At 57.8% G+C, this 25,393-nt stretch carries 21 protein-coding genes and 1 pseudogene; 16 read left to right on the top strand and 6 right to left on the bottom strand.

Translation table 11 applies throughout. The annotated features are described in order from the left end of the window. From P792_RS29260 to P792_RS29290, 7 genes are all read left to right on the top strand, one after another. The coding region (locus P792_RS29260; RefSeq protein ID WP_023978886.1) for an NmrA family NAD(P)-binding protein at positions 1-566 on the top strand (566 nt) is incomplete at its 5' end. 467 nt (positions 567-1,033) lie between these two features. Continuing rightward, positions 1,034-1,378, top strand: a complete 345-nt coding sequence (locus P792_RS29265; protein ID WP_023978887.1) for a DUF2946 family protein — start codon at positions 1,034-1,036, stop codon at positions 1,376-1,378. Positions 1,379-1,671: 293 nt separating this feature from the next. Further along, the gene (locus P792_RS29270) at positions 1,672-3,666 is read left to right on the top strand and encodes a TonB-dependent siderophore receptor (RefSeq protein WP_161630843.1); all 1,995 of its coding nucleotides are present in this window, start codon (positions 1,672-1,674) and stop codon (positions 3,664-3,666) included. Then, positions 3,666-4,577 carry an alpha/beta hydrolase gene (locus P792_RS29275; protein WP_023978889.1) on the top strand — a complete coding sequence of 304 codons (912 nt, stop codon included), beginning with the start codon at positions 3,666-3,668 and terminating at the stop codon, positions 4,575-4,577. The genes P792_RS29270 and P792_RS29275 overlap by 1 nt, the downstream gene beginning before the upstream one ends. Positions 4,578-4,948: 371 nt before the next feature. After that, a complete protein-coding gene (locus P792_RS29280) occupies positions 4,949-5,779 on the top strand; it encodes a tyrosine-type recombinase/integrase (protein WP_235075464.1) in 831 nt (276 codons plus the stop codon). A gap of 67 nt (positions 5,780-5,846) precedes the next feature. After that, entirely contained in the window at positions 5,847-6,110 is a 264-nt protein-coding gene (locus tag P792_RS29285) for a type II toxin-antitoxin system Phd/YefM family antitoxin (protein WP_023978891.1), read from the top strand. Then, a complete protein-coding gene (locus P792_RS29290; protein ID WP_023978892.1) occupies positions 6,107-6,493 on the top strand; it encodes a type II toxin-antitoxin system VapC family toxin in 387 nt (128 codons plus the stop codon). Before P792_RS29285 ends, P792_RS29290 begins: the two co-directional genes overlap by 4 nt. A gap of 154 nt (positions 6,494-6,647) precedes the next feature. Here the strand turns inward: P792_RS29290 and P792_RS29295 are convergent, their stop codons facing one another. Both P792_RS29295 and P792_RS29300 read right to left on the bottom strand, forming a co-directional pair. Further along, positions 6,648-7,802 (bottom strand): epoxide hydrolase family protein, encoded by a 1,155-nt coding sequence (locus tag P792_RS29295; protein ID WP_023978893.1) that lies wholly within the window; start codon positions 7,800-7,802, stop codon positions 6,648-6,650. A gap of 21 nt (positions 7,803-7,823) precedes the next feature. Continuing rightward, entirely contained in the window at positions 7,824-8,714 is an 891-nt protein-coding gene (locus P792_RS29300; RefSeq protein WP_023978894.1) for an NmrA family NAD(P)-binding protein, read from the bottom strand. Between the two features lie 66 nt (positions 8,715-8,780). On the opposite strand from P792_RS29300, the gene P792_RS29305 reads away from it, so the two are divergent. Together P792_RS29305 and P792_RS38860 are read left to right on the top strand one after the other, a co-directional pair. Continuing rightward, positions 8,781-9,461 carry a TetR/AcrR family transcriptional regulator gene (locus tag P792_RS29305; RefSeq protein WP_235075465.1) on the top strand — a complete coding sequence of 227 codons (681 nt, stop codon included), beginning with the start codon at positions 8,781-8,783 and terminating at the stop codon, positions 9,459-9,461. A gap of 278 nt (positions 9,462-9,739) precedes the next feature. Then, a pseudogene (locus tag P792_RS38860) lies at positions 9,740-9,853 on the top strand (IS6 family transposase); the annotation flags it as partial. 290 nt (positions 9,854-10,143) lie between these two features. Here P792_RS38860 and P792_RS29310 read toward each other — a convergent pair. Together P792_RS29310 and P792_RS29315 are read right to left on the bottom strand one after the other, a co-directional pair. Further along, the gene (locus tag P792_RS29310; RefSeq protein WP_023978896.1) at positions 10,144-11,730 is read right to left on the bottom strand and encodes a PepSY domain-containing protein; all 1,587 of its coding nucleotides are present in this window, start codon (positions 11,728-11,730) and stop codon (positions 10,144-10,146) included. Between the two features lies 1 nt (position 11,731). Further along, positions 11,732-13,813, bottom strand: coding sequence for a TonB-dependent siderophore receptor (locus tag P792_RS29315; protein ID WP_235075466.1), 2,082 nt, complete (start codon positions 13,811-13,813; stop codon positions 11,732-11,734). 535 nt (positions 13,814-14,348) lie between these two features. On the opposite strand from P792_RS29315, the gene P792_RS29320 reads away from it, so the two are divergent. The 3 genes from P792_RS29320 (at position 14,349) to P792_RS29330 (ending at position 18,608) form a co-directional block, all read left to right on the top strand. Next, positions 14,349-15,161: a nickel permease gene (locus tag P792_RS29320; RefSeq protein ID WP_031240906.1), complete on the top strand. Its 813-nt coding sequence runs from the start codon at positions 14,349-14,351 to the stop codon at positions 15,159-15,161. 389 nt (positions 15,162-15,550) lie between these two features. Then, complete coding sequence (locus P792_RS29325) at positions 15,551-16,858, top strand: aminotransferase class V-fold PLP-dependent enzyme (protein ID WP_031240907.1); 1,308 nt, start codon at positions 15,551-15,553, stop codon at positions 16,856-16,858. A 667-nt stretch (positions 16,859-17,525) separates the two neighbouring features. Continuing rightward, positions 17,526-18,608, top strand: a complete 1,083-nt coding sequence (locus tag P792_RS29330) for an IS5 family transposase (RefSeq protein WP_200863477.1) — start codon at positions 17,526-17,528, stop codon at positions 18,606-18,608. Between the two features lie 133 nt (positions 18,609-18,741). Here P792_RS29330 and P792_RS0119135 read toward each other — a convergent pair whose 3' ends face one another. Then, positions 18,742-19,590 carry a helix-turn-helix domain-containing protein gene (locus tag P792_RS0119135; RefSeq protein ID WP_031240908.1) on the bottom strand — a complete coding sequence of 283 codons (849 nt, stop codon included), beginning with the start codon at positions 19,588-19,590 and terminating at the stop codon, positions 18,742-18,744. A 184-nt stretch (positions 19,591-19,774) separates the two neighbouring features. Between P792_RS0119135 and P792_RS0119140 the strand changes: the two genes are divergently transcribed. From P792_RS0119140 to P792_RS29345, 4 genes are read left to right on the top strand one after another with little or no spacing between them, the layout of a single operon-like run. Continuing rightward, the gene (locus tag P792_RS0119140) at positions 19,775-21,727 is read left to right on the top strand and encodes an FUSC family protein (protein WP_235075467.1); all 1,953 of its coding nucleotides are present in this window, start codon (positions 19,775-19,777) and stop codon (positions 21,725-21,727) included. Next, entirely contained in the window at positions 21,724-21,939 is a 216-nt protein-coding gene (locus tag P792_RS29335) for a DUF1656 domain-containing protein (protein WP_023978903.1), read from the top strand. Before P792_RS0119140 ends, P792_RS29335 begins: the two co-directional genes overlap by 4 nt. Further along, complete coding sequence (locus tag P792_RS29340; protein ID WP_023978904.1) at positions 21,936-22,832, top strand: HlyD family secretion protein; 897 nt, start codon at positions 21,936-21,938, stop codon at positions 22,830-22,832. The genes P792_RS29335 and P792_RS29340 overlap by 4 nt, the downstream gene beginning before the upstream one ends. Next, a complete protein-coding gene (locus P792_RS29345; protein WP_235075468.1) occupies positions 22,829-24,223 on the top strand; it encodes an efflux transporter outer membrane subunit in 1,395 nt (464 codons plus the stop codon). Before P792_RS29340 ends, P792_RS29345 begins: the two co-directional genes overlap by 4 nt. 231 nt (positions 24,224-24,454) lie before the next feature. Here P792_RS29345 and P792_RS0119145 read toward each other — a convergent pair. Then, a partial coding sequence (locus P792_RS0119145) for a S41 family peptidase (protein ID WP_235075469.1) occupies positions 24,455-25,393 on the bottom strand: 939 nt, incomplete at its 5' end.

A 25,393-nucleotide genomic window follows, 5' to 3' on the forward strand; every position in this document is an offset into this window, starting at 1 on the left:
CGCTTGCCAGGGTTGCCAAGGAGAGTGGTGTGAGGCACTTCGTGCAATGCTCCGCAGGCGGGGTAGAGCGACGGAGCGGCGTGCCGCATTTCGAGAGCAAATGGGCGATCGAGCAGCACATAGCGTCCCTTGACTTACCCTCTACAATTTTGCGTCCGGCGGCATTCATGGAAAACTTTTCGAGCATGATCTTTCGGATCACCATGCTCTCCATGATGAAGACCTATCTGAGGCGGAATCAGGCCATGCAGCTTGTCTCGGTGCAGGACGTCGCCTGGTTCGCTGCAGAGGCGTTCGAGAAACCTGATCAGTACCTTGGTCGGGCCATTGAGCTTGCAGGCGACAGCGTGACGGGCCGCTCCGCTGCATCAATTTTGAAGGATGCCGGGATACGGCCTTGCCACAGCTTTACGATCCCCTCTGTCATGCGAAAGCGCCTGCCCGAGGACTTTCGCCTAATGTTCGAGTGGATCGCCCGAGACGGCTTCAAGGCTGATATCCCTGCTCTGCGGCACGAGTACCCGGTATTGCTGACGCTCGAGGACTGGGCGCTGCAACGCGCGTAGGATAGCCGCGAACGCCTGTGGTAGTCTGCTGATCGGATCGAGCGATGAGGCATAGCGAGATAAGATTGCCGATAGGCGGAAATTAGCGGTTTTGCGCCATTTTCCTACTTCCGATTCTTTTGATTATCGGAAGTAGGGTGGATGCGCCGAAAACGGCACTGAATGAGATCGAAAGAACCCTTTTCAAAGGACTGCCGCAATGTGAACTGCTTTTGTCCGCTGACGCACGCAGCAGACACTAGCAACGCTCGAATGCAAGCGGAGCAATCCTTTTCTTTACAAGATGCCCAGAGCGGTGTTTTTTGGCGTCTCAAACCTCAGCCCGACGAAGCAGGCATTTGGCATATCGCAGTACCCACCGGACTGACAGGTCGCCGAGTATATGGCTGAGAGGATTCCTTGTCCTGCTCATACTTGTCGGTTTGCTTGGGCAACTGACGATACAGAGCCAGGCTCGGCAGGGCGAGATGCCCCGTCAAACCCTTGAGCGTCTGACCGGTCTCGACATTGGCTTCCATCCGGACGACGGGCAAGCCATGTCAGCCTGTGACGATATGCCGGGCATGGACATGTTGGGCATGACCGACGCGCCATCAGGATCCCCCGACCGTCATCATCACCATGACGGGGGCTATTGTGCATTATGCCCCCTGCTTCATCTGGCAAGCGTTATCCTTGGCCCGGTTATCATTGTTCTGCTGATTGTCGCATTGCTCTATCAGGCGGCCTATGTTCTGCCTCCGTCGCGTGCACCGCCCGTCCTGCGCCTTGCCGGATTACCGCCGCCTACCGGCCCGCCCCTGGGCTTCTGATCCTGCCTTCAGCTACGACACTTTGAATTCAGTGCCTCCGATGCGCTGAGTCACCGTGTTGTCGTGCCCAGTATCCTGGATCCGGAATTCCCCCCGTGGACATATCATCTATCCGTGCAGCCAATGCATGGAAGCTTGCTTGCGGCTGCGCATTTGCCGCTCTTACATGTTACCCATCCGCCTTCGCATCCGATCAGGCCATAAATCAGCCGGCCAAAACTGTTCTCCGCAAGAAACAGGATAACACGGCCGAACAAACGCCGACCTCGAACTGGTCTGGCGAAACAATAACTGTGACCGGACAGCGTCAAACCTATGCCGCGCCGATATCATCAGCGGCGACGCGTACCAATACGCCGCTCATACAGGTGCCTCAGTCCGTTCAGGTCATTACGCGTACGCTGATACAGGAGCAGGACAGTCACTCCCTGAGCGCGGCACTCGTGAATGTCTCTGGCATAACCCCCACACGGACAGATGGCATTCTGTTCATCCCGCCGATCATTCGCGGCTTCCCCGCGGAGGTCTATCTCGACGGGCTGCCCCTGTTTGCAGGCAATCAGCAGGCTTTCGCCCCAACGGCGCTGGTCGGCGTCGACCGTATCGATGTCCTGAAAGGGCCCAATGCCACGTTGTATGGTGGTGGCCTGGGGACGCCTCTTGGTGGCGTCATCAACATTGAGTCCGAGCTGCCAAGTGACAAGACTGGCGGATACGTCGCGATGCGCGGGGGAAGCTACACTACACTCAACCCATCTGGAGATATCAATCTCAGGCTTTCTTCCAGAGTGTCGTTTCGTCTCGCGGGCGAGTATCTCAGCGACAAGAGCTATATCGATCGCGTTCATGGCGCGCGTTTTTCATTGCAGCCCAGCCTCCTCTATCGGATCGACTCAAAAACCGACCTGGTGCTGCGCGGTCAGTATAACGACAGACGCAACCTCGAATATTCAGGTCTCCCAGCGGATATGGCCTTGGCCGGCAAGCTGGATCGCTATGCCTTCCCCGGCTCTCCCCTCGGTCAGCCCCTAACCAAGAACATCAATCGTTCTGCTTTCGTGGCGCTGCACCATGCGTTTTCGGACACAGTCAAACTCACAGTCACGGGGCGCTATTACAGCAACACAGTCCATGAATATGGGAGCTTCGTTGATCCGGACATCTTTCCCACAGACCCCTCCGCACCGACCGTATATGACGTCTCCCCTATCCTCATGCATAACCGGGTCAAGGAAGCGACGCTGGATGCCAATCTGTCGGCGAAGCTGCACATGCTGGGTGGGACACATCAGCTTCTCGGCGGCCTTAATTACGATTGGACCAGCTTTTACAGTGCCATGGGATTTGGTGTGAGCGATACTCCATTGGGCACGATTGATCTTGCCCACCCGGTTTATGACCTGCATTACGTGGCGCAGCTACCGGTCAATTCCTATACGGATGATCATTACAAGACCTACGCAGTCTATGTTCAGGACCAGGCGAGCTACGGGCGCCTGCATATCACGGGCGGATTGCGCTTCACGACGCTGAAGTTCCAGGAGGCAACCGACTTTGGTGTCTCAAACAACAAGACTTATTACCATGTTTCGCCCCGCATCGGGGGTACCTTTGACATTGTGCATGGCCTTGCTCTTTATGCCGGCTACTCGACTGCATTTCGCGCAGCGTTCGGTTTTCTTGGATTGCAACCTCCCAAACCGGAAAAATCCCGTAACGTAGAAGCTGGTCTCAAGCTTGCCTTACCCGGCACGGGTCTTTCAGGCACTCTGGCCCTGTTTCATCAGACACATGACAACGTGGCCGTGCCGGACATGACCAATGTCGGCTACTACGTGCAAAGCGGGAGTCAACGCGCGCGTGGTTTCGAGGCCGACCTTATCTGGGAGCCAAGCCCGGCCTTTTCGGTTCTTGCGAACTACGCCTTTACCGACACACGTGACAACGGCGTCTCTCCTGGGGACCGGATTGCCCGCGTTCCCAAGAACAGCGGCCGTGTTGCTGCCCGGTACCGCCTTCTCCACGGATGGGCCAAAGGTCTGTCCTTCGGCGCAGGTATGACGGCCTATACCTCCCGCCAGCTGACACTGCCCAATACGATCGCTGTTCCCGGCTATGCGGTGTTCGATGCGCAAGCAGCCTATTCCTTCGATCGATATACTCTTGGTATCTCGATCGTAAATCTAGGCAATCGCAAAGCGTGGGATCCCTATTCTTACATGGGCAATCCTGTCATCGCCCCGCTCCAGCCGCTATCGGCATATGTTACGCTTAAGGTCCGGCTGTGATGAGGAAGATCCGTTTTCTCGTTTCTGCAGCATTACTCTCAATCTTCTCGCCTTGTGCCCTGGGCGTTGCCCATACGCCCGCAGCCGGGGATCGCCAGGTATATTCTCTCTACAGTAAAGGCGAATTGCCGACGCTTGGCGTGCCGGAAACTGTTGCCCGGGTTGACGGCATGGCAGACTCGATCGTCTTCAACGTCAGTGAGCCCACTCTCGAGCTGTTCAGACCTGGCAAAAATCACGCGAACGGAACGGCAGTGATTGTCGCTCCAGGTGGGGGATTTGTCGGGATCGATTACCAGCAGGGAGGCGTCGACATTGCACGTGCCCTGGCCGAACGGGGCTATACCGCACTGGTTCTTAAATATCGCACGATAAGGAGCCCTGATACCGGCATGCACATGCCCGCTACTCATCTGCGGGAGATGCAGGCGATCACGAAGCGCGCCAAGGAGGCTTCGACGGAACCCGTTCCTCCCTTTGCGGGGGAGGCGCACGCTCTGGAGGATGCGCGACGAGCAATATTCCTCGTGAAAGCGCATGCCAGGGACTGGGGGATCGATCCTGTACGGATTGGCTTCCTGGGTTTCTCGACAGGGGCGTTTCTTGCTGTCGATCTGTCGATAGGTGCCAAAGAAACGCGTCCTGCATTCGTTGGCATCCTGTATGGCGGACTTCGTGGACCAATCCCCTCAGACGCCTCCCCGGCTTTCATCGCCGCGGCCAGCGACGACCCACTGCTGCCAATGGACGCCGTGCAGATCTATACGGCGTGGCGTCGGGCCGGGGTCGATGCGGAGCTTCATATCTACGGGCATGGGGGACATGGCTTTAGCCTTGCCCCGCAGGGGACGACAAGCGATTACTGGCTTGATGAATTTATCTGGTGGCTAAAGGCGCGAAAGCTCGAGTGAGCGGTGGCACGCTGCATATGCCTCAAAATGAAGCTGCCAGCAGAGGGCTTGCCGTTCTGTCACTCGCCAGATCGTGACGGTGGAGCCTCACCAGCTTATTACCTCTGTCCTTCAGTGCTCTTCGGGTGGGGTGGAGTGGCGGTGCGGCGTGCTCCGTTTCCAGAGAAAACTGATCATCGAGCGGCACAGTGCCTTACCAGGCTTGCCCGCTACGGTTTTGCGGCCTGCGGCCTTCATGGAAAACTTCTCGAGCCTGATGTTCCGGATCAGGCGATAAGGCATAGCGAGATAAGATTCTAGAACGCCAAAAATTGCCGGTCTTCCGCCACTTTTTCTACTTCCGGTTTTTCTTATTGTCGGAAGTAGGTGTGATGGGCGGAGGACGGGCTGGAAAGCGTGCCTCGGAGGCTCGTCGCTCTTATCCAATGTGCTCCAACCGGCTGGCAGCTTCCGCCTCTTCGCAGACGCAGAAAGCGCTTTCCGTCGTTTCCGAAACCGGATGTAGCCGATCGCTAATCTCGCTTGATCCTGATGCTGCAATCCGCAGCGTCTGGAGATCTGTCAGGCCACAGCCCACGTCCTTCCCCCATCCTACGCTCCGCGCCGCACTTCCATGGAATGCAGGGCGCTTTGTCGGCGCCAAGCGTCCGCTTAAAGAGAAGCATGTCTGGGCAATCCGCTTTCATCTCGCCCGTGAAGAACGGATCCGTGACCGTGCCCTGTTCGATCTGGCAATAGACAGTAAACTGCGCGACTACGATCTGGTCGCCCTTAAAATCAACGATATCGTCGCCAGCGGTCAGGTTCGTCATCGTGCCTTGAGCGTTCAGAAAAAGACGGGGCGCCCGGTGCAGTTCGAGATCACCCAGACAACCCGAGAAAGCATCAAGATTTCGCTCGACCATCACGGTGGGACGCTGACCGATTTCGTCTTTCCCAGCCGCCTGGGTGCTTCGGCGCATCTCAGCACACGCCAATACGCACGCCTGCTCGACGAATGGATCACCGCGGTTGGCTTGTCGGCGGGCGAGTATGGCACGCATTCGCTGCGGCGGACCAAGGTGGCGCTGATTTACAAGCGTACCGGGAATATCCGGGCAATCCAGATTTTGCTCTGCCACACCAAACTCGACAGCACGGTACGTTATCTCGGCGTCGACGTGGAGGACGCACTTGCACTTTCCGAGGCGACCGACCTGTAGGGGGATGCCGAGATAATGGATGCGCTCCATTTGTGTACAGGATATGATAACACAAAGGAGAGTATCCATGGTCCATGCTGTCAGTCACGAACCGCAGAAAATCGGCGTACGGGAGTTCCGTGGCAATCTAACGACGTATCTGCGTCAGGTCCGTCAGGGACAGGTCATCCTCGTCACGTCCCATGACGAGGTTGTTGCCGAATTGCGGCCGCCGGGCCCGGCCCTGCGGGCTCGGCGGGTTCCGGGCTCCCTGCGCGCCCATCTGCGCGTGGCCGACGATTTTGACCAGACGCCGACCGACATGCTCGAAAGCGTCGATCAGCCTCTATGAAGATCCTCCTTGATACCCACGCCCTACTTTGGTGGCTGGTGGACAGTGACCGCCTGGGGCCAGAAGCGCGGGATCTGATTGCCGACCCGGCGCACGATATCCTTGTTAGCGTCGTTTCGCTGTGGGAGATCGCGGTAAAAATACGCATCGGCAAGCTGGAGGGGAATCTGGATCAAATACTGAAAGCCGTTGAACGGGACGGGTTTACTTGGCTCGCGATCAATTCCGCCCATCTTCAGGGTCTGATGGCGCTCCCGCAGCATCATCGCGACCCGTTCGATCATCTCCTTATCGCGCAGGCCATCGCCGAGGATGCCCTGTTCATGTCCGAAGATGGTCAAATGGCGGCTTATCCGGTTCGGCAGCGACACTGCTCAATCTGAACGGTTATCCCGCTATCGCCTGCCTCACAGACGCCAAAGCGTGGTATGACCTCTCCGAAAAGCGGACGTGGCAACATGCTTCTGTGAGAACTGATCTCTGTCGATTCCGGTGCGGTTCGCTTTCCCGATCAACAATCGCCTGGGGGACGGGGGATCAGCGCAGGGAGCGGAACGTCTGGCGTACCTCGCCCACGAATAGTACCGGCTGCTCCAGCGCGGCGAAGTGCCCACCGCGGTCCGGCTCGCCGAAGTGGACCAGGTTGGCGAAGCGGGACTCCGCCCAACGCCGTGACAAGCGGACCTGTTCGCCGGGGAACATGCTGATACCGGCCGGCGTCGCCATCGGCGAAGTCGAAAATCCGCCCTTTCGCATGGCCTGTGCCGTCTCCCAATAGAGGCGCGCCGAACTCGGCCCGGCGTTGGGAAGCCAATACATCATGATGTCGTCCAGCATGGCGTCGAGCGAGAAAACCTTTTCTGGATCGCCGCCACTATCCGACACGTCCTGAAACAGCGCGTAGACCCAGGCTGCAAGGCCCACGGGCGAATCCGCGAGCGCGAAGGCGACGGATTGTGGTCGCGTGTTCTGAAGCTTGTAATAGCCGGCATATTCCTGATCGTAACGCTGAGCGTCCGCGAGCATGCGTTGCTCTGCGTCATCAGCACCGGCGCGTTCATCGTCGGTCGGCTGGAACAACACCATGTTAAGGTGAATGCCGATAAGTCCAGGAGGCATCATGTAACCGAGCGTCGTGGTGACGCCCGCGCCCCAATCGCCACCCTGCGCCGCCCAGCGATTGTAGCCGAGCCGCCTCATCAGCGTCACCCAGGCGCCCGCGATCCGGCCGATATTCCAGCCAGGTGCGGTCGGCTTGTCTGAGAAGCCGAAGCCCGGCAGCGTCGGGATGACGAGGTGGAAGGCGTCGGACGCCTCACCGCCGTGCGCCACAGGATCGGTCAGCGGGGCGATCACATCGCGGAACTCCAGCACCGATCCCGGCCAGCCATGCGTCACCAGCAATGGCAGCGCGTCGGGTTCGGGCGAGCGAATATGCAGGAAATGAATGCCGAGGCCGTCGATGGTGGTGCGGTACTGGCCCCAGCCGTTCAGCAGCGCCTCGCACGCCCGCCAATCATAGCCGTCGCGCCAGCGCTCGACCATCGTACGGACCTTGATGAGCGGCGGCCCCTGGCTGGTATCGTCTATCGTCCCCGGATCCGGCCAACGAATGTCGGTTAGGCGCTGCGCCAGGTCATCCAGATCGGCTTGCGGAACGGCGAGGTGGAACGGCTCGACGGCATCGGTCATGGCGTGGCTCCGAACGGCCTGTCAGATGGTGAGCGCAAGAATGTCGGCGACGCGCTTCCAGGCGGCCTTGCCGTAGCGATCGTTGTCAAGCGGCGTCAGCTTGCCGCGCCCGCTCGACATATCGCGGATGTATTGCATCCCCTGCCAGGCCGGAAATGGCACGTCGGTCGCTGGCGACAACGCGCGTGTGATGCGGATCAGGCCCCCAAGCAGGCCAAGGCCGCCTGGTCGCAATGTTCGCCAGCGCCGCCCGTTGAGTCTGGACATCAGCGCGGCGAGGTCATTGGGCGACACCACGTCGCCCGCGATCCGCAGGAAGCGAGGCGCTTGCCCGTCGAGTGCCGCATCGGCGGCATAGTCCGCCACGTCGTCTTTGGTGGTGAAGTCGAGTAGCTGGTCGGGATCACCCCAGCATAGGATACGGCGCAGCTTGTGCAGGACGATCGGGGCCTCACCGGTCAGCAGCTCGCCGAACGCGCCATTCAGGATCGATGTGGCGCGGATCGGCGCCGCATCCACGCGCGCCATGAAGGTGCGGCGCAGGTCCATGTTGCGGTTGTCGCCAGGGCGCGTCTTCGTGAAATCTAGCGAGAAATCGGACGGCATGAAGCGAGGCACGCCCGCCGCTACCGCCGCATCCAGCAGTCGTCCCTGCGCACCGATGATGGTGGGTTCCAGTCCATTCAGCGCCGAGACGACGCAGCCAGCCCCATGGCAGACCTCGCGCAGCGCCGTGGCGTCCTCGAAATCGATCTCGACCGGCGTAGCACCGATCGAGCGGATCTTCGCCAGCCGGTCTGGTGGCGATCCTTTCCGGATAAGCGCTGATACCGCCGCACCGCGTCGGACGAGCGCGGTGCTGATGCGATAGCCCAGGTCGCCGGCCGCACCGGCTATGAGGATGTTGGTCATATCCAACCATCTATATAAACTGAACGTGTCCGTCTAGTTCACATTGACAGCAGTTGGCTCTATCTGATGGGAATGACGTCAACGATCCTCCCTTCGACCTCAGGCAAGAGGCCACGCCGTTATGGTGGGCGTCCACCGGCCACGCAGGCCGGAGAGGTCGACCGCCGCATCCTTAACGCTGCAACGAGCCTGTTCCTCGATCGTGGGTTTGACGCGACCAGTTGCGATCAGGTCGCGGCGCTGGCTGGAGCGGGCAAGGCAAGCATCTATGCGCGCTACGCCAATAAGGAGGAACTGTTCGCCGCCGTCATCCGGGATAATGTCGATCGCGGCCTCGCCCCGGCGACCGACGTGCCATGGCATCTTCCGCTGGAGGCGCGGCTGATGGTGGCGGGGCAATCGATCCTGTCGCACTCGCTTCGGCCCGAGGTAATCGCCCTGATGCGCGTCGTAATGTCGACGGCGCACAGGATGCCCGAACTGGCCCGCCTCGCCGACAGGATCGGACGCGAAGGCGGAATGCTTCGGGTCGCCGCTGCCATTATCGGCCAGCAAGACGTATTACCCGACACCTTGGCGCGTGCGCTTCCGCTGGCGGCGAAGTTAATCGACCTTGTGTTCGCGCCGCACCAGATGCGCGCCCTGATGGGTGAGGACGTAGCAGCGCTCGAAACCGCTGCTCCGGATCGGATTAGGGAGGCCATACACCTTCTTGCCGGTGCGGGATGGTTGCAGGACTGGCAGTAACGTCAGGCGAGCAGCGTTCCCGCAAGGGCGCTGCGAATGAGTTTCAGGAAAGCTTCGACTTCCCCGATGAACGATTCCAATCGGGACGGCAGCTACGACCCATTGCCTCCTGAAAGCGGACCGACGGCTCGCCCCCCCCCATTCCAGACAGAGATCCTTGGAATCGCCTCCCAATATGTCGACGTACCGCCAATAATCTTTATTATCGGAAGTAGGTGAAATGGGCGCGAAACGGCAGGGGCACTGTCACATTAACTGCGGCATGGTAAAAGCGGTCGATGAGCGCGTCCAGTTTGAGCTACAAACGGCACCGATTTTCTCTTGAGCTGATCGCTCATGCGGTAAGGCTATATTTCCGCTTCCCTTTGAGCTTTCGCCTTGTGGAAGAGATGCGGTGATGTCACGTTAACTGGGGTCAAGCCATGCATCCAGATCCGCTCGCCAATCCCCGTCCATCGCCAGCCCTCATCATATCCGGTTTCCTATCAATCAGCGATCGGGCGTCAAGGGAATCCCTTCCCAATGTTTTCTGCCAAAGTAGTGTTAGAGCGTTTTCCGCGCAGATTGAATCGTGTGAGATTCCCAATCCGTCAGATAACCTCATGCCATATCTTGTCGATTCGCTTCTCGTCCAACCGGCATCACACGAACCAGGCCTCAGGTAAACCCAGTAGCTCGTCTATCAGCGCAGCCTACGGGGCTGGACGCGTAGTCGCTTCATGCCAATAATTATACCCGTAACGCTCAAAGCCAGCCCGGCCAGCAGAATAGGCGCCATGATGAGTCGGCGAAGAACGCCGTGATGGCTCAGTCCCGGCACATCGAACGTATGCAACCCGTTGAACAGCCAACGATACAGCCGACGCCGCCAGTCCATCACATCCAGCAACGCACCACTTGTGCGGTCCACGTCGACCCACGTGCTGCCAGGCAGTCCATGGATGTTGCCCAAGCGCATCCGCACGGCACCCTCCGGTAGGCCCTGATAGATCAGATGTCCATAAAGGTCGTCTGGGCTGATTGCATCTACACGCGTTGGACGTGCTAATGGCCAGGCTGCGGCGGCGGCATGAAGAAGTGTTACGTCAGGTACAAATGCGAGACGATCTCCATGCGCATTCCATGTAGTACGTATGCCGCTCGCATCGCTCCCTTCTACAATGGTCATCCCGCCAACCGAGGTAAAGCGAAGTGCTGAAGGACCGGCTATCCGGTTCAGCGCCGAGATCGCAATCTCGCCAACCGCCGCTTCCAAGGATCTTCCCTGATAAGCCTTGCTCTGATCCGCATCCGGTTGCCCGGTTGGGAAAATCAGTCCGTGATCCACTGATAGCCATCCGCTGACGATCCAGGTGGTCAGGAACAGGCCAGCGGACAGACCAAGCAGATGGTGCAGTCGGTGGGTCCTAAGAAACGGGCTGAGCCGTGGCCGACGCATGTTGCGCAACGAGATCATGCTGCGCAGAATACCGAGGACCATGCCGCTGAGCGCGAGCACGACGCCGATCCCTGATAGGCACCATACAGTATTCGCCCAAAAGCCTGGATAACGTCGCAGTAACGTTGGATAGATCCAGTGCGCGACAGAGCCAGCATAATTGGCAATACGTTCCATCCGGGTCGTGGCCAGAACGATCTCGCCAGAGATGGCCGAGACGTAAACTTCGCTGCCCGCGCTGTCCGCGAGATCGACGCGCCAAAGCGGGCGATAGGGGTCGTAGCCTTGGGCGACAGTCCATTGATCGTCCCCACACGGGCCGTTCACAGTGCGCGCCATACCGCCCGCAAACCGTTCCGCCTGAAACCGCGCCCCATCGGCCTCAAGTAGAGGCAATATGGCGCCGGTCGCGGCGTCGATCACTCGCGCTCTGTTATGTAACGACCAGATGACATAGGTCGGGTGATCCATAGCTGTGTGACGGGATGCTTCACCAACAGGTCTTGGAAGCAATATCAAACGCTCTATTGTCTGATTGTGCAGTCCCAACCGTGTCAATGCATCCCCGGGCGCCAGTCGGACCATCCGCATGTCGAGCGCAGGGACACCACGATAACGCGCCGCCGGATCCAGCGATGGATAGGGCACAAACATCATGACGATGCCGCTCGTGAACCACATGGCGAAGAACAGGCACATGCCGATCCCGAGCCAGCGATGCAGCAGCGCGAACCAGCGTGGTACACGGGGGCATGATCGCGCCGTCCGACCGGTGGTTGGAGCCTTCCTCGCTGCGGCAAGCGCCTCCTCGCGAGGAATGGAGGCGCTCATGTCAGAAGCCGGCCTGCACGCTGATGGAGAAGGATCGCGGCGCGCCGAGGAGCACTTCGCTCGGATAGCTGACATCGGCCCACTGAATGTAATGTTTGTTCGCCAGATTATCGATCCGACCATAGACAGTGACGTGCTTCTGAAAGTGCCAGGCCGCGAAGACGTTGGCCAGCGCATAGCGATCCAGCGTCAGGGTATTGGCATAGTCCCCCTTTCGCTGCGAGACATAGCGCAGGCCTGCACCAAGGTCAGCGGGCAGCCCCGCGACGTGGCTCCAGGTCCCCCATAGATTGGTCGTGACGGACGGGACGTCCGGCACCTGATTGTTTGACGCGTTCACGCCCGCATAGGGAAAGAAGTTGCGATAGCGCGAATAGGTGTAGGCGACGTTACCAGAAATCCTGAAGTTGTGCATGGGAGTCAGGTCGCTTTGCAATTCGATGCCGCGCGAGACCTGTGCGCCGCCTTGAGCAACCGTGTCAGGGCCGGTAGCCACCAGGATGTGGCTGCGGCGGATTTCATACAGTGCGAGCGTCGTTGTCACTCGGTCCTGCCAGAAGCTGCCTTTGAGACCGATCTCGCCTTGGCGTGTGCGAGCGAGCCGCGTGAACTGACCGCGATTGGCCAGAAACAGGCTGGAGCCTGGTGGGTCTTCGGCCGTGGTGAATGTGCCGTAAAGGCTCAGATTGGGCGCCAGATCCCAGACAGGGCCGATACGAAAGTTGCTCGGGTTATAGTGCCCCGTGAAACTACTACCGGGCAGGAAGGCGCCGTTCTGCGCATAATTCTGCCGGTCCAGATAGAGCCAGTCGTAGCGATAGCCGCTGACAAGGCGCAGATTGTCGTGAAACGTCAACACGTCTTCGAAGAAGACGGCAGCGTCCCGCAGTGTCGTAGGCGATTTGCGATACGGTAACTCACCAGAAAAGGCGCCCAGCGCCCCACCCTCGGGGCTGACGAGCGAAACGCTGTCGGCATAGCTCGCATCCGGAAAGCCTCGGTTGCGGATGAAGCGGATATAATACGCATCTCCGCCCACTACAACACGGTTTCGGATTGATCCCAGATGCTGGTCGAACTGGCCGTAGAGCGTGTCGCCCACCTGATGCTGGTTTTGATAGACATAGAACCGATCGCGGCCGATCCTGCCCGGCGCGATCGGATTGCCAGATGCATCCGCGCTACCCGGCCCGCCTATGTAGGTGTAGGCTTCCGCGTTGTCCCAGCGCCGCTTGGCGTAAACGAAATAGGATTTGTTGGTGAACGCCATATCGGAACGCGGCTGCCAGGACAGGCGCAGTGTCGGTGTCGCATTGGTGCTGGCCGCGCGCGGATCGCGCACGTTGTAGTAACGCCACAGAGAGGCTCTTGCGACTCCCAGCCCCTGCGTGGACTGCAGCAATCCGTGCGCCGGGGGCCCCGTCTGTGCCGTCGGCACCAGCGGCGTGCCGTAATAGGTTGAGAGCTGATCGGTCAGGTAGTCCATGCCTAGGCGCGCGGTGAATGTATTGCTCGGCTTCCAGAGCAGGGCAACCGTCAGGTCGTTGCTATGGGGGTCGGCACCCTTGACGTAACCGTCCGACGACGTGCGGCTGAAATCGGCGCGGATCGCCAGCGTCTTCGTCAGCGGCAGCGAGCCACCGATGCCGGCGTTCCAGGTGTTGAAGCTGCCGTAGGACACCAGGGCGTTTGCGTGCGCTGCATCCAGCGCTGGATCGCGCGTCGTCATGTCCACCGTGCCGCCGACCGCCCCCTGGCCGTAGATGACCGAGGATGGCCCCTTGATGATCTGAAGGCTCTCAAGGTTGAACGTGTTCTGGGGGCGGTTCACCGTCGTCGTCGGGCCGTAGTAGATGCCGTCGCGCAGCATCAGGATCTGATCGCCGGTGAAGCCGCGCATCAGAAGCTGCGCCGGATTACCTGGAGATCCTCCCGAACTGACGCCAGGCGCGCTGTCTGCCGCATCTTCCGCGTGGGTGTAGCCGCGCTCGAGCATCACCGAGCGCTGGATGATGTCTATCGTTGCCGGGCTGTGCTGCAGCGACAGCCCGAGGCGACCACCTACAGCCACCGTGGCGCGCAAACGCTGATGACGCCCCACTGTCTCGATTGTCTCGTCCTGAGCAGGCGAAGGGGGAGCTAACGATTGCGCATCCCGTGCTACAGAAACCGGGCGAGCGGTGGCAGGTCGTCTGTGAGATAGTGACATGTTTGCAGGTCGCAAAGGCTGCGCCGCTGCTGTCGCGATGCTCAGCGATGCCAGAGAAAGACCGGTACTGGCAATCAATCTCCTCGCTTTCACGCCATACCTTACAAACAAGTGGGGGAATTTGGGCTTAATCAGCACTGCTGCTTCATTGCCTCGTCGATACAAGATTTTGGTCTTTCGTGATGCGCAATCACAGCGTCAGCCGGCTGGCCTGCCAGGCGATTGACCTTAGCGATGGAAGGAACTAATGTTACGTTATAACATAACGATTATGGGTTCAAGTGCCCGCTACCGGTGCGATCTTAGTCGTCGTTTCACCGGTGATCGCAGGGGCGATGCCGATACAAATGAACATGCAGCTTTGTCTCATCTCCCGAGCGCAATGCAACCTCGTGCCGGAGATCGCTCTTTGATCGACACCACGCTGCCAGCACTGAGCCTGATGTTCGTGCTAGGTGTACGGCATGGGCTCGACCCTGATCATGTCGCCGTGATCGATAATATAGTGTTTCGCATGGTCGAGATACGTCCGCGCCTGTCCGGATGGGCTGGAACTCTGTTTGCGTTCGGGCACGGCCTCGCCGTTGCAGCCGTCGTATTGGGTGTTTCGGTCCTGTCGGTTTGGATCGCGTTACCAAGCTGGATAGGGGGCGTCATCGACGCCATGGTGATCGCGCTTCTGACTTTGGTCGGCACACTCAATGTTGTCGCGCTCCTGCGTCGCAGAGAGTACGTTCCAGTCGGCTGGCGCTCACGGTTGTTACCAGCTCCGCTGCGTAGCAGCACCCATCCGGCCGCCGTAATGTTGATTGGAGTTATCTTTGGATTGGTCTTCGACACGGCAACCCAAGCTGCTGCATGGGGTGCAGCCGCGACTACACATGGAGGAATCCTCGCAACGGCTTCAATCACCCTCGCATTTACGTTTGGTATGTTGCTCGCCGATACATGCGATAGTCAAATCGTCAGCCAATTACTCAGGACGACACGCGATGGGGGAGCCGGAGTCCAACGCTACCGTCAGATTGTAGGTTGGCTTATTGTGACTTTATCATACGGGATGGCACTATTCGCGTTACTAGAAGCCCTTGGCGTTCAGATAGAGATTGGAGATATTGGCTTCACGGCAGTTGGTTTGACTGCTGCGCTGTCAGTCGTCCTAATGCTCATCTGGGCGCGCTGGGTCAGTCGAAGGATAAGCCTGTCCGAAAATAAAAAATGAACTAATATCACATCAAAAGTAATCGTAGGTGGGAGTTATTTCTGATACAGTCGAGGATATAACTTGCGGAAAAGGTTTCGCCTCTTACCTTCAAATCCATTCGGATGCTTCTGTTGAGAACTCGGATTATAAGTGCTCAAACCCGGATTTGGATGATGATCTGACCTATACAAATGTGAGCGAATGCAGACCGCCGGCCCAGCAGCTGAGATACAAGACATGAGAAAGAACCATATTCTGTTTTTGATACCCGTATCATATTTATAATTGAATATATCAAATCTTCGAATGGAAAATCGTAATATTATAGATAGATAGATCATAAGTTATATTTATAAAATCAGCACTAGTTTCTTTTTTACTCTTTAATTTTACCTAGGGACAACGTCATGACTACCTCTCCCAACCGTCGTTTCCTGCTTAAATCCTTCGCTACAGGTGCTCCAGCGTTGCTGGCATCAAGCTCCGTTGCAGCTCCGTACCATCCGCAAGAGGCCGCCCTTGTGCCTGGCTCGATCCCTGTTTCGCAGCTTCCGTTTCATTACGACGTGAACCGGGACATCCATAATCTGGAGAATGGCTATTGGGGAGTTATGCCGCGTACGATAGCTGCGGAATACTCACGACAGATCACTATGGTGAACCGCGATAACTCTATATGGGCACGCAACGTGCTTCCAAGCGGCTCGTGCCTGGCAGGAGGCGGACAGGAAGCTCAGGCGGCAATCGCGAGACAGGTTGGCTGCTCACCCGAAGAAATCGCCGTCACACGCAGTGGGTCAGACGCTTTACAATTGCTCATAGTTAATTATCGCCTGCTAAAAGCTGGTGAAGCTGTGATCTATTGTGACCTGGATTACGATGCGATGATCGATGCGATGAACTGGCTCGGTACGCATCGTGGTGCAAAGGTCGTGCGCTTTGCAATGCCGGAACCCGCGACGACAGCCAATATACTGCAAGCTTATCATGATGTGCTAGAACGCACACCCAATGCGAAGCTTCTGCTTGTGACACAGGTTTCTAACCGGACAGGCTTGGTGACGCCGGTCAAGGAAATTGTAGCCATGGCACGGGAACGTGGCGTGGATACCGTGGTGGACGTAGCGCACGGCATCGCCTGCCTTGATTTCAAGATTGAGGATATTGGCGCCGATTTTGCTGGATGGTCCGTGCACAAATGGACGTCAGCGCCCTTAGGGACAGGAGCGATGTATATCCGTTCTAGCCGACTTGAGGACATAGACGTTGCTTACGACAACCATCATATTCCAGTTAGCAAAATACAGGCACGTGTGCCTGCAGGGACGATCAATTTTGCGGCCATACTGACGATCCCCAAGGCAGTTGATTTCCATTTTGCTGTAGGAGCTGCGGCGAAGGAAGCACATTTGCGAGCACTACGTGATGGATGGGTCGATGCTGTGGCAGACCTTCGAAATGTCGAAATATGTGTACCCGCAGATCCCGCCCGCTATTGCACAATCACTAGCTTTCGTCTCAAAGGCATGACGACAGAGGCCGATGCACTACATTTGCAGCGCGTACTGCTGCAGAAACACAACGTTCATACAGTCTGGCGCGGCGGCATTGCCAAGGGACCCGTGATTCGCGTGACTCCCGGGCTTTATAGCAGCCCGTCTGACATAGACGCGTTGGTAAAAGCGCTACAGGCTGAACACTCTCTATTTGTCTAGGCCTTGCTCATAGAAAGAGTTGATCCAAAGCCTTACGGCGGCGAGATTGCGGAAACGTTTCAAGGACTAGGCGGACATGTCGTAGCAAATCGCGATACGGGGCAGTTGCTTGGGACCCACGTACATCCGCCCAATACGATTTCGGTCCCGTAGCGTTGCAAGCCTGTTTGCAGAAGCGCTTCTACGGCCTTTGCGTTATGGAGTGACCGGGGGTATCCCCTGGATCAGTAGGTTCAGGCAGACGCTGTGGCTCCCATAGCATCTGCCAGCCCGCATACACTACGAGTTGAGATCTAAAGGGAACACTGGGGCACTCACGGCTTTATAGTCCGAGACATACCCGCCAGCAGGTACAAAGCCGAAAGGACGACCCCAGATTACGTATTTGGAATGACATTTTTAGTAAACCCAAATCAGGTTTTAGCAAAAATCTGTCCTGTGAGCCTTCCTGTTTGCCCCCGTGCCCCGCGAATATCAGGATTGCGATGCTGCCAGTGGTCGGTCGGCCCTGTTTCTACCAGGGTTCTCAGCAGGACATGTCACGTACGTTGTTCGGCCCAATGCCTGCGTTTAGGCGGCAGAAGAAACCCAGTGGAGGGTTCGAAAAACCCCTGTGGTCTGGGGCTGCTGGTGTGATTCTATCCCAGCTGTGATGTTGGGGGGGTGGCTGATGAAGCAGCCGGGTTTCTTTGATGTTGAGGAGCGGCTTGCGCGGTTGAGCGGGCTTGGTGACCAGCTCGAAGCGCTTTCCCGGACTGTGGATTTCGAGGCGTTCCGCCCTGATCTGAAGAAGGCTCTGGCTTACTCGGACGGGAGCAAGGGCGGGCGTCCGCCGTTCGATCCGGTGCTGATGTTCAAAATACTGGTTATCCAGACACTGAACAATCTCTCCGATGAACGGACGAAGTATCTGATCAACGACCGTCTGTCCTTCATGCGTTTCCTGGGTCTGGCGTTATCGGATCGGGTACCCGATGCCAAAACAATCTGGCTGTTTCGCGAGCATCTGACCGAGGCGGGCGCCATCCAAACACTGTTTGACCGGTTTGATGCTACCCTGCGCAACGCTGGGTATTTGCCGATGTCCGGCCAGATCCTGGATGCCACGCTGGCGGCAGCGCCCAGGCAGCGCAATACCAATGCGGAGAAGGCCGATTTTCGGGCAGGGCGGATCCCCGAAGGCTGGGAAGACAAGCCGGCAAAGCTGTCCCATAAGGACAGGCATGCGCGCTGGACGCTGAAGTTCACGAAAGCGAAGCGGCAGGACGATGGAACCATGCCGTCGAGTGATCTCGCCATCCCATTCTTTGGCTACAAATCCCACGTCTCCATCGACCGGAAGTTCCGGTTCATCCGAAAATGGAAAGCGACGGATGCCGCCGCCAGTGATGGCGCGCGATTAAGAGAGGGGCTGTTGGATAAAACCAATACGGCCTCAGGCGTCTGGGCAGACACGACGTATCGCTCCAAAGCCAATGAGGCCTTCATGGACAAGGAGGGCTTCGTCTCGAAGGTTCACAGGAAAAAGCCGCATCTCAAGCCCATGCCCCGCCACATCCAGCGGTCCAACGCAGGGAAGTCGGTGATCCGGTCGCGTGTCGAGCATGTCTTTGCCGATCAGAAATCGCAGACGGGTCTGTTCGTCCGGACCATGGGCATCACCCGGGCCACCATGAGGATCGGTCTGGCCAATATCGTCTACAACATGCGCCGCTTCCTCTTCCTCGAAAGACTGAACGCGAGCGCGTAGCCATCCCGGAGGAAACAGCGCCCGATCTGCCCAAAGCGCAGACCAAAAGTCACCCCGGAAACCGTCAGTCAGAATGACAAAGCCCTAAATCACCAGCCAGCTCCATCAACCAACGGTTCTTCGATCCCTCCACCTATTCCATGCGCATACGCTTGTCCGACGTTCCGGAGACTTTGCATGTGTCCGGTCGTGATCGATCCTGCAGGTTGGGCAGGTAACGGGAGGGCGTGTAGCCGACCGATTTGCGGAACATTGTGATGAAAGCATTTACTGACTCATAGCCAAGCGCGATAGATACGCGCTGCACACTTGTGCCGCTCACCAATTCACGGAGTGCGACAACCAAGTGCAGTTGTTGACGCCACCGACCGAATGTTAGTCCGGTCTCACGGATCATCAGCCTTGCCAGCGATCGTTCGCTCATCGCGATACGCCCAGCCCATTCGGCCAAAGTACTCCGATCTGCCGGGTTCGCCGTCAAAGCGTCGGCGATCGCGCGGATTTTTATGTGGTCTGAAACGGGCAAATTGAGCCGCTGTTGTGGCATCGTAGCGAGTTCGTCAAGCATCACTCGCGCTATTCGTGCGGCGTGGCTGTCAGGGGAATACTCGTCCCGTTCGGCGGCCAAACGATCGATCATCGTTCGGATCATCGGCGTTATCTCTAATGCGCAGCAATGGTCAGGAAGACGGCTGGCATCCCTTGCAACAAACAGATAATCGACCCGAGCGTTCTCGGTTGCTCTCGCGCTGTGCATCACCCCGCTTGGAATCCAGATCCCGCAATTTGGTGGAACGATCCACACATCACCAGCAGCGGTGCAGGTAACCGCGCCGTAGGAGGCTACAATCAGTTGCCCCTTGCTATGCCTATGCGTCGGGACTTCGGACGCCTGATCAGTAAAGTCTAGCCGATGAGCGATCGCAATCGCATTCGAGCTATCCGGATCAACAAGGGTGATGACTGATGGGGGATGAACCAAGTTTTTGGCAGTTTTCAGTGATTGAATGTCCGGATATCTAATTTTATAAGTTCTTGCAAGTCGTTATCAACAAGGGATGACATTAACTTTTCATAGGTTGGCCGGGTGTAATGGGCCTATCCGTAGGCTACTGCACCTTATCCATCACCCAAGGATAGCAGGGCTCAGGACGGACGCTGATGCATTGCTTTATTCCGGCAAGTGCTTCGCAGCCGCTATGCTGGCGTATTTTATAGCGCTTCGTATTGGATTGCCGCGCCCCTCGTGGTCGATTGTTACCGTCTATCTCGTATCCCAACCTAGCGCCGGGGCGTCGCTCAGTCGCGGGCTATATCGCCTTACAGGTACTTTTATCGGTGCTATCGCGACTGTTGCAATCGTCCCTAATTTTGTCAACGAGCCGATAGTTTGCAGCGTGGTGCTCGCCTGCTGGATCGGTCTTGGCCTGTTCGTGTCGCTACTCGACCGTACGCCGCGCGCCTACGCGTTTGTTTTATCCGGCTATACCACCAGCTTGATAGGTTTCCCTGCCCTAGCATCTCCCGGTACCGTATTTGATATTGCTTCGGTGCGCGTTCAGGAAGTCGCTCTGGGCATCTTCAGCTCTGTTGTGGTTCATCGTTATATCTTACCTCGGAGGCTCACCAGTCAGTTTCTGTCCAAGGTCATGGCGATCTCTTGTGACGTGCGCAGACTAGCTGGCGACGTGCTGACCGGTTCTTGTGGTAATGACCGGTATCGGTTGGCTCTGGATCTTCTTGCGTTAAGGGGATTAGAGACCCACCTGCCGTACGATCCGATCATTGTCGTTCCACACGATAGGACCTTGCGTCTGATGCATGATCGTCAGGTGCGGTTCCTGCCGCTTCTGTCGGACCTCGAGGCCCAGCTCAAGGCCGTTAAAACCCTCGGGATGCCGCCGGATCTCGATCATCTTCTAGGCCGAGTATGCCAGTGGCTTACCTTGGGTACGCGAGACGAACGTGAGGCGGAAGTGCGCGCGTTGAGTCATGATGCGAGATCGCTTGCCAATGCTGATGCCCCTGCCCCCTCGGGGATGCTGGCAGGTAACATCGCCCGTCATCTCGCCGATCTCATCGATCTCATCGCCGATGTGGAGCAGCTTGCTGCTGCGACGTACCCAGGAATGAGAACTCCGCTGCGATTGCATGGCGAGAAGGTCCCCAGGGGTTATGTTTTCCATCGTGATGTCTTGATGGCAGGACGTGCTGCCTTGGGCGCGACGGTGGGGATTGGCATCGGCTGTCTCATCTGGATCTGGTCAGCGTGGCCGGATGGCGGATTGGCCGTATCAGTGGTGGGCGTTACCTGTGCGCTGTTCGGTAATGTCGACGCGCCCGTGCCTTACGTCCGCAAGTATCTCGTCGGCTCTTTCTACGGCGTGGTGATCAGTCTGATATATAGCTTCGTAGTCCTACCGCGCGTCTTCGATTTCGATGTTCTCGTTGCGGTGCTCGCTCCCGTGTTTCTGTTTGCGGGATCATTGCAGGCACGGCCGGCGACCGCATTTATGGCGCTCGGTATCACGCTGACGACGCCGATCCTTGTCGGGCTAGGTCCTCTATATGGCGGATATTTTGCTGAAGCCATCAATAGCGGCATCGCCTTATTCCTCGGAATAGGTTTCGCGGCAGCGAGCATGGCGCTTTTGCAGACTGTGTCTCCAGATGTCGTAATCGACCGGCTGGTTCGACTGGGGCGTCGGGACGTGGCGCGGCTCGCTCGGGGCATAGGGCCCGGCGAGGCAGCCTGGAATGGTCTGATGGTCGATCGTATCGCCTTGTTGCTTCCTCGGCTTGGGTTCTCGCCACGCTCTGCTATGGGAACTGCAGAGGCAATCGTTCGCGACGTGCGTATTGGTCGGTCGTCGAACCGTCTACGCGGTTGCTTGGAGCGAGGCGAAACGGCGAGGAATGGAGAACTGCGCTTATTGCTCGGTGATCTCGCAGAGTATTTCGATAAAGATGAGTCCTCGCTCGAAGTGCTGAAACGTCGAGTGGACATGCTGATAGCCTCGGCGACACTGACAGGCGATGCGGATCATGATTTGCGGAATCACCTCATCGATCTCCGCTTCGCGCTTTCGCCTGTCTTGGACGGGCAGGTGCAAGCATGATTCCCGATCTCTGCCTGAGTGGCGTCTACATACCTGGCTTCTTTATCGTCACGTGTTTGGCTCTGCTGATGACCGTCACGGCGCTGCACCTGTTCTCCATCACAGGCGCGTCGCGATGGTTTACCACACGGAGCATCGTCGAAATTGCCGTCTTCATCATTCTTTTAGGCCTGCTTGTTAGGGCCATTTCCATCATCGGACCACATCCATGAAACATTACCTCGCCCTTTTGAGCCGCTACGCCGTTACTTTGGTGTTCGTCGCTATCGCTGCGCTGGTAGCGCTGGATTTGTGGGATCGCAGCGAACATGTACCATGGACACGCGACGGCCATGTTCGCACCGACGTAGTGCGAGTGACGACGGATGTTGGTGGTCTCATCACGCAGGTTCTGGTGCACGACAATCAGGTTGTGCGCCCGGGGCAGCTTTTGATCGTCATCGATCGGCCGCGCCGTGCGGCAGCTTTAGGCCACGCAGAGGCAGCTATCGCAGAGGCGCGGGCTCAGCTCGATCAGGCGCGCAAGGAGGCGCGCCGGGATCTCGCTTTGGGCAATCTCGTCGCAACCGAGGCGCATGAGCAGAATGTCGCCAAAACAAGAACGTTGGAAGCGGCGTTGAAACGCGCCTGTGCTGACCGGGATATAGCGCTCCTTGATCTCCAGCGCACTGAGATCCGCGCTACCGTTGCCGGCATCGTGACGAATCTTGACCTTCATCCTGGTGACTACCTGTCTGTCGGAACGCAGGCCATGGCTCTGGTCGATATCGGGTCGCTACGGGTAGAGGGGTATTTCGAGGAAACGAAGTTGGGGCGTGTCTCGGTTGGCGACAGGGCCCGTATCCGCCTGATGGGAGATGGTTCCGATATTGCTGGTCATGTTGAGAGCATTGCGGCCGCGATAGCCGACGACCAACGCAATGATACTGTCAACCTCCTGCCAAAGGTATCACCAACATTCTCCTGGGTGCGGCTCGCTCAGCGTATTCCGGTTCGAATACACATAGATCACGTACCATCAGGAACAAAGCTTATCGCCGGGCGGACCGCTACGATAGAGATCATTCCAGCGCCTCTCTCGCCTAGGGTGGAGAGCGGCAGTTGAGACCCCTTCTTGCCCCTTTACTGGCGCTACTCGTAGCGGGGTGCGTGGCAGGTCCTGATTATCGCATTCCTGGCAAGGCAATGATCAATCAGGGTGGTGCAAAGGCCCCATTTCTCGGAGATAAGACCAAAGGCCTGGCCCGCGCGGCGTTACCTGCACACTGGTGGCGCCTCTACAATGATCAGCAACTTGACGTTCTTGTTGCTGCAGCCCTAAGGGCAAATACTGATCTCCGTAGCGCCGCGGCCAATCTCCGTCGTGCGAGCATACTCATACGCGAGGCAGAGGCAGCACGAATCCCGACGACTGATATCAGCGGTCAGACAACCGGTGCGCGTCTAGGTGGCCCGACACGGTTTCTGCCAGCACCCTTCAGTTATGCATTGGGCATCAGCGCCAGTTATCCGCTCGATCTGGCAGGGGGGATCAGGCGTGGCATCGAGGCCGCCAATGCCCAGGCAGAGGCGGCTCGTGCGGCGCGTGATCAGGTCAGGGTCGTGGTAGCTGCCGCTGTTGCTCGCAGTTATGCTCGTGTCTGCGCTGACGGCGTAGCTTTGACCGCTGCGCGGCGTGTTGTTGCTATCCAACAGGCAACTCTAAATGTAGCTCGTCATATGGCTCGGGCAGGTCGTGGGACCCGTTTTGATATTGATCGCGCTGATGCGGCGGCTTCCACTAGCGAAGCCGTTATACCCGACATCCTTGCTGATCGTAGGACCGCCCTGTTCATGTTGGCGACTTTGATGGGGCGCGTGCCATCAGACTATCCGCGCCGACTTGAAGAATGCGCGACTATCCCTTCCCTATCTCGTCCGCTGCCTGTCGGAGACGGGGCGATGCTGCTGATGCGTCGTCCCGACGTAAGAAGAGCAGAACGATTACTTGCTGAGGCGACTGCGGGTATCGGCGTGGCCAGAGCCGATCTGTATCCGAAAGTCAGTCTCGGTGGCTCGGCTGGGACCAACACGTCGGTTGGCCACGCGCTTTCTCTGTCGTCATTTGGCGTAAGCGTCGGCCCGATGATTTCCTGGTCTTTTCCCAATCGCGTCCTTGCGCGGGTGAAGATCGACGAGGCCGACACACAGGCAGAGGCCGCGTTGGCTGCGTTTGATGGCGCAGTCCTTCTCGCACTGCAGCAAACGGAGACTGCCCTGTCTGCCTATACACGCACGCAGGAACGTCTGGATGTGTTGGAACGAGCAGCCCAATCTACTAGCAGGGCAAGCGACGAGGCCAGATTGCTTCAGCGTTTTGGGCGCACACCCTTCCTCAATGTGCTTAATGCGCAGGCCAGTTACGCGAATGCACAAACACACCTTTCCTCTGCGCGCATCGATCTGATTGATCGACAAATCGATCTTTTCCTGGCCCTTGGCGGAGGATGGGAATGATGTCCGCCAGCTTGGCGTATGCACCTCTACTTCCGATAACCATCGAACATTATCGGAAGTAGGTGAAATACGCAGAAAATTGCGACGCGCGAATTGGAAAGTTACCTCGAGAGCAACAAGCAGAACAGAATCGCGTATGCGATAACGAGTAAGTTGTGGTTGGGCCGCTGCCATAAGCTCTTCTAGTTGGGATCGAGAAGCGTGAACGCCAATTCTTGCCAAAATCTGCGCCTAGTGGGGTTTTCGAGAAGCGCCTGCCAGATCGTTGGTGATCGCCAGTAAAGCCCGTTCGGCCCGTGCCCGTTCGCTTTCGCCTTCAGTTGGTGGCACGGAAATGTCGGGCACAATGCCAGCTTCCTCGTTTGCACCCTTCGCACGTAATCTCATGCAATTCGGCACTCGGAAACGAAGACGCGAATGTCGAAGGATGATGGGGTCGCTTTTCGTCATGAAGCCGCACCCATCTCCACCTGTACGATTGCCAACAAGCTTCGCGATCCGGTTGTCTTGCATAACGGCTGCAAACATTTCAGCCGACGAATAGGAGCGCTGGTCGGCAAGAACGTAAGTCGGCCCGGTCCAGCTGCCAAAGAATGATTGAACTGTGGATGCAGAAGAAAGAGCGGCTGCAGCTTTGCTGTCGCCTAGGGCGTTTCGGGCCAGCCCAGCGGAGTAGCCTCCAGCATAGCCCGCAGAGAGTAGCCGATTGCAATTCGTCGGCGACCAGGCGCGTTGTTCGCGCCAGACCCATGACAAGTCGCAACGATGCTTACCAATCGCCGCGGTCTGCTGGGAGAAAAAGGATCGTGCATCTGTGAGCGCAGCCTTGGCGTCGTGCGACTGAGTGGCGGCGAGCGCTTCGTTAATATCTCTGATCTCGTCAGCGAAGTAGCGACCGGCATCGGATGCGTCTGCCATTAGAAGCCGTGCGGATCGTACCGGCCTGTCCGTAAAGAGACGGGGCGTCCAATCGCCGCTATCGTCGCCTCCGCTGTTATTGCCAATATCAACGACAAGGGCCGTGGCCCCGGTGTGACGCAGCGCCCTGATCTCAGCCGCCATATCATGAAACCAGCGTAACTCCGCCGCTTCACGCACTGAATTGGGAGTGATTGCCCTGCCAGCCTGCCGCAGGTCTGCCCAGGCATGCAAACAGGCGGCAGGAAAGGC

This window comes from Asaia sp. SF2.1, assembly GCF_000505765.1.
Taxonomy (GTDB): domain Bacteria; phylum Pseudomonadota; class Alphaproteobacteria; order Acetobacterales; family Acetobacteraceae; genus Asaia; species Asaia bogorensis.